This window comes from Actinosynnema sp. NPDC059797 (assembly GCF_042732085.1).
Lineage (GTDB): Bacteria > Actinomycetota > Actinomycetes > Mycobacteriales > Pseudonocardiaceae > Actinosynnema.
On record NZ_JBHWIE010000433.1, the window covers coordinates 1 to 5,464 of the forward strand.

Below are 5,464 nucleotides of genomic sequence, written 5' to 3' on the forward strand. Positions count from 1 at the left end.
GTTCCTGCGCGACCCCGGCGGCGTCGGCCTGAGCCGGGCGGACGCGCACCTGGTGGGCACCGCGGGCGTGGCCACCACGGTGTGGGACACCTTCTACCACCTGTCGTTCCTGGAAACGCTGCGGATGCTGCTGACCACCGAGGGCTCGACGATGTACCTGCTGGACGAGGGGATCAGCGCGCTCGCGGACGCCTTCTGGCACCACCGGACCACCGGGCCCGACGGAACCCCCACCAGCCTCGCCGAGGTCAACCGCGGCGCGCCCCGGCCCGCCGTCACGGCACTGGAGGTCGGCGCGGACCACGCTCAGGGGGTGGTCGTGCACTGCGAGGACGGCACGAGCCAGTGGTACCCCGCCGCCGTCTTCACCCCGCAACTGCACATCCTGGAGACCGGCGTCGAGGTCCGCCCGCTCAACGGCGTCGCGCCGTTCGGGCCGCGCCTGCGCGACGCGATCCGCAGGATCGGCTACTGGCAGTCCGCCAAGACGGTCCTCGTGACGCCGTCTGCCTTCTGGGAGGGCACGAGCCTGGACGGGGTCACCATCACCGACCGGCTGCCCAGGGCGACCTACACGTTCGACTACGGCGAGCCGCCCGAACCCGGGGGCAGGCGCGGGGTGCTCGTGCTGAGCTTCACCTGGGCCCAGGACTCGATGAAGCTGGCCTCGTCCGACACGGCCGAACGGGTCCGCGCGCTGGTCCGCGAACTCGCCGAGATCCACCCCGACGTGGCCGACGAACTGCGCCGGCAGGCCGAGACCGCCGAGGCGTGCACGATCTCCTGGGAGAACGAGCGGAACTTCCGCGGTTACTGCCGCTACGCCCGCCCCGGCGACTACACCTACCAGTGGGACCTGTTCGCGAACTTCGTCAAGGACTTCGCCGGCTCACCGGCGGTGCCGGGTGAACCGGCCACGCCGCTGTTCCTGGCGGGCGACGACGTCGCGTGGTCCCCGGGGTGGCTCGACCACGCGATGGCCTCCGGGCTCAACGCCGCCTGGGGCGTGCTGCGCTGCCTGGGCGGCCACACCACCGCGGACAACCCCGGTCCCGGCGACCTGTGGGGCGACGAGCACCACCGTCCCCTCGTCCTGCCCGACGACGACGAGGACGACCGGTGATGACCGCGAACGACGACGGCGACCTCGTGGTCATCGCCGACCGGCTGTGGGACGGCGAGCGGCTCCGCTCCGACGGGCAGGCCCGGGTCCTGGTGCGCGGCGGGCGGGTCGAAGCCGTCGGGCGGGACGTGGACACGACCCTGGCGGGCACCACCGTGGTGCTGCCCGGCCACACGCTGCTGCCCGGTCTCATCGACTGCCACGTGCACGTGCTCGACGAGGCCCTGGTGACCGAGCCCCTCGGCGTCCAGCTCCTGTGGGCGCTGCCCGCGATGCGCGCGTTGCTGGACAACGGCTTCACCACGGTCCGCGACCTGGGCTGCGCCGACTACCCCGCCACGATCGACCTGCGCCGCGCGCAGGCCGAGGGGGTCGTGGTCGGACCGCGCCTGATCACCGCGCCGAACATCCTGTCCGCGCGCGGCGGCCACGGCGAGAAGAGGCCGAGCCTGGCCACCCGGTTCGGCCTCCAGGTCGGCACCCTGGCCGACGGGGTCGAGGAGGTCGTGCGCCTGGTGCGCGAACAGGCGCGGGCGGGCGCGGACTGGATCAAGTTCGCGGCGAGCGGCGGTTTCTCCTCCCCCGCGGACGACCCGGCCGCGGTGACCTACTCCCAGGCGGAGGTGGACGCGCTGGTCGGCACGGCCCACGACCTCGGTCTGCCGTGCGCGGTGCACGCGTTCAACGACGAGGCCGTGCGCCGGGCCGTGCGCGCGGGCGTGGACTCGGTCGAGCACGCCAACCTGGCGAGCGCGGAGACCTTCGCGCTGCTGGCCGAGCGCGACGTGCCCCTCGCGCCCACGCTGCACTCCATGGCCCACTTCGTCGGCCACCTGGACGACGACGGGTTCTGGGAGGACAAACCACCGGTGGTGCGCACCAAGTTCCAGACCCACGCCGACCGCATCCGCGAGTCCTCGCGGGCGCTCGCCGACAGCGACGCCACCCTGGTCTTCGGCACCGACGCCAGCGTGTTCCCGCACTCGGAGAACTGGCGCGAGTTCGTCGACCTGGCCGAGGTGGGCGTCGCGCCCGAACGCGCGCTGCGCGCCGCCACCTCGGCAGCCGCCGACCTGCTCAACCGGCCGGACCTGGGCCGCCTGCGCCCCGGCTGCGCCGCGGACCTGGTCGCCGTGCCCGGGAACCCGCTCACCTCGATGGACGTGATGGGGCGGGTCGACTTCGTCGTGCAGGGCGGTGTCGTCCGCACCCGTCCGTGAAGCGGGTCCCGGGCACCCGTGCCGGCGATCGTCACGTGTACCAGGTGGGCTTGGGCACCTCCCCCAGCAGCGCGTAGCGGCCGACCTCGGCGTTCTTGTGGGCGAAGGGGTCGTGCAGGCTGTGCGTGCGGATGTTGCGCCAGAAGATGTCCAGGCCGACGCGGTTGGCGGTGGCCCGGGCGCCGGTCACGTCGAAGATCCGGGTGCCGATCTCCAGGCCGGTGTCGATGGCGCGGACCTTGGCGGCGGCGATCACCACGGCGGCCTCGCCGCGCTCGCGCTCGGTGACGGTGTCGGGGTGGGTGTTGATCGCCTCGATCAGCCCGGCGGCGCGCTCGGCCAGCGCCTCGGCGGCCCACAGCTTGGCCTGGAGGTCGCCGTAGGTCTCCAGGACGTGGAACTCCTCCACGGCCTCGTCCTTGACGTCGACCGCGTAGGGCCACGGCCGGGTCCGCTCACGGGTGTAGGCGGCGGCGGTGGACAGCGCGGCCTTGGCGATGCCGAGGTAGAAGTTGGTGAACACCAACTGGATCAGCGGGACGTTGAGCGTGTTGTAGACCCGGGGCCGGAACTCCTTGTCCACGTACCCGGCGGCCTGCGCCCACGGCACCCGCACGCCCCGGATCTCGACGCTGCCGCTCTCGGTGAGCCGCTGCCCGAGGTTGTCCCAGTCGTCGTTGAACGCGATGGCGTCCTGGTGGGAGGGGACGATGGCGAAGACGTGCTTGTCGGTGCCCTCCAGGACGCCCTCCAGCACGGTGACGTCGGAGACCTTGCTGCCGGTGGAGAAGGACTTGCGGCCGGTGAAGACGATCTCGTCGCCCTCGTCGGTGATGGTCAGGTCGTTGTCGCGCGGGTTGACCGCGCCGCCGAAGAACCACCGCTCGCGGGTGGCCTGCTCCTCCACCGCCGCGACCTGCTCCGGGGTGGCGACCAGGCGCGCCGCCCAGAACCACAGGTAGTGGTAGCCCAGGAGCTGGCCGATCGAGCCGTCGCCCGCGGCGACCTCGCGGATCACCCGGTAGGCGGTGGTCCAGTCCTGGCCGCCGCCGCCGTGCTCGACCGGGCCGAGCAGGGTGACCAGGCCGGAGTCCTTGAGCAGCGCCACCTCGGCGTGCGGGGTGGCGCCGGCCCGGTCGCGGGCGACGGCGTCGGTGGCCAGCAGGGTGGCGACCTCGCGGGCGCGGTCGAGCCACTCGCCGGGTGAGGTCGGGGTGGTGGTCCAGGTGTGCTGCTCGGAGAGGGTCACGGGTGGGCTCCGATCGGTTCGGCGGTGGCGGCGGAGGCGTCCAGGGCGGCTTCGAGCTCGCGGACGATCGGCAGGACGTGGCGGCCGAAGTGGGCGACTTCCTCGTGGTAGTGCAGGAAGCCGAGCAGCAACAGGTCCACGCCGCGCTTCTTGTACTCGACGATACGGTGCGCGACCTGCTCCGGCGTACCGATCAAACGGGTGCGAAAACCGTCGTTGTACTGCACGAGGTCGTCGAACGACGAATCGGCCCACATGCCCCTGTTGTCGGTGGTGGAACCGCCGGCCTGCCGGACGGCGTCGCGGAAGCCGTGCACGGCCGGGACGTCGGCCTTGGCCACGATCTCGCGCAGCGTCTCGCGGGCCTCGGCCTCGGTGTCGCGGGCGATGAGGAAGCCGTTGAGGCCGAACCGCACGGTGCGGCCGTGCTGCTCGGCGGCGCGGCCGACTTCCTCGACCTGCTCGGTGACGCCGTCGAAGTCCTTGCCGTTGCTGAAGTACCAGTCGGACACCCGGCCCGCCATGGCGCGCGCGGCGGTGGAGTTGCCGCCCTGGAAGACCTCCGGGTGCGCCCGGCCGGGCACCTCCAGCGGCTTGGGCTTGAGGTCGTAGCCGCGCAGGCGGTAGAAGTCGCCCGCGAACTGCGCCGACTCCTCCGTCCAGCTCGCCCGCAGCACGCGGATGAACTCCTCGGCGCGCCGGTAGCGCTCGTCGTGCTCCAGCCAGGGCTCGCCGAGGGCGGTGAACTCGCCCTTGAACCACCCGCTGACCACGTTGACCGCGGCGCGTCCGCCGGAGACGTGGTCGACGGTGGCGATGAGCTTGGCCAGCACGGCCGGGTGCCACAGGCCCGGGTGGACGGCGGCGATCACCTTCAGCCGCTGCGTGGCCAGCAGCAGCGCGAGGCTGAAGCTGGTGGACTCGTGCTGGTACGCGGCGCCGTAGCTGGCCAGGTAGCGGACCTGGCTCAGGGCGTACTCGAACCCGTTCTCCTCGGCGAGCACGGCCAGCTCGCGGTTGTAGTCGTAGGACCAGTCGGTGCGTTGTTCGATCTTGCTCACGACGAGGCCGCCGCTGACGTTGGGCACCCAGTAGGCGAACTTCAGCGGCCCCCGCTCCCGGTTCTCGGGCACGGTGGAACTCCGGTCTTGTGCGTCCTCTGTGGACGGGTGGAGGGGAAGTCGGGCCTATCGGTGGCGACAGCCCTGCGCGGCGACGCGGACGAAGTCCACGTGGCGGCGCCTGGTCAGCGCGGTCCGGTGCTTCACGTCCCCCACTCCAGCAGCGGGCCGCGAACGGGTCAACACGGAGCGCTACCGGTCCACATGCTGAACCGGGCTTGCGCGACCCGAAGATCAAGCATTGCCCAGGTGACCTGGACCACAGCGGGTGCCTGGCGGAAGACTCGGGGGCGAGGGGAAGGGGTGGTCGTCATGCCTCCGTGGGCGTGGGTCGTGGTGGTCTGCGTGGTGTTGTCGGTGATGGGGCTGCTGGTGGACCGGAGGGCCCGGAGGATCCGGGAGGGGCTCGTAGTGCCCGCCGACCGGGTGGGGCGCGGCGGTGACCGGCCCGACGCGGCGGGGCGGCTCAACCCGCACAGCGCGGGCGGGCTCGGGACGGGCGGGGGTCCGGGCGGCGGGGCGGGCAGCGGGTTCTCCGGCGGTGGGGGCGGGGAGGCGTAGCGCCGGACGCGGGGCGGGGAGGCGTGGCGCCGGGCGGGTGACGCCGGGGAGGCGTGCCGGCGGGCGGCGGTAGGCTCGCGGCCTCTGCTGCCTGGGGGTCGTGCGTGCGGTTCGGGGTGCTGGGGCCGTTGCGGGTGGAGCGTGACGGCGAGGTCGTGGCGGTCGGCGGGCCGAAGCTGCGGGAGCTGCT

Annotated in this window: 5 protein-coding genes; 3 read left to right on the top strand and 2 right to left on the bottom strand. The window is 72.8% G+C overall.

Translation table 11 applies throughout. The features are described 5' to 3' along the window. The coding region (locus ACFV4N_RS39110; protein ID WP_499677730.1) for a flavin monoamine oxidase family protein at window positions 1-1,123 on the top strand (1,123 nt) is incomplete at its 5' end. Then, window positions 1,123-2,343: a metal-dependent hydrolase family protein gene (locus ACFV4N_RS39115; protein WP_499677731.1), complete on the top strand. Its 1,221-nt coding sequence runs from the start codon at window positions 1,123-1,125 to the stop codon at window positions 2,341-2,343. The genes ACFV4N_RS39110 and ACFV4N_RS39115, both read left to right, overlap by 1 nt. A gap of 31 nt (window positions 2,344-2,374) precedes the next feature. On the opposite strand, the gene ACFV4N_RS39120 is transcribed toward ACFV4N_RS39115, so the two are convergent. Continuing rightward, a complete protein-coding gene (locus ACFV4N_RS39120) occupies window positions 2,375-3,592 on the bottom strand; it encodes an acyl-CoA dehydrogenase family protein (RefSeq protein ID WP_499677732.1) in 1,218 nt (405 codons plus the stop codon). Beyond that, window positions 3,589-4,725 carry a dimethylsulfone monooxygenase SfnG gene (gene sfnG / locus ACFV4N_RS39125; protein WP_499677733.1) on the bottom strand — a complete coding sequence of 379 codons (1,137 nt, stop codon included), beginning with the start codon at window positions 4,723-4,725 and terminating at the stop codon, window positions 3,589-3,591. The genes ACFV4N_RS39120 and sfnG overlap by 4 nt, the downstream gene beginning before the upstream one ends. Window positions 4,726-5,025: 300 nt before the next feature. Between sfnG and ACFV4N_RS39130 the strand changes: the two genes are divergently transcribed. After that, on the top strand, window positions 5,026-5,274 hold the full coding sequence (locus tag ACFV4N_RS39130; RefSeq protein ID WP_499677734.1) for a hypothetical protein: 249 nt from the start codon (window positions 5,026-5,028) through the stop codon (window positions 5,272-5,274). Window positions 5,275-5,464: the final 190 nt, after the last annotated feature.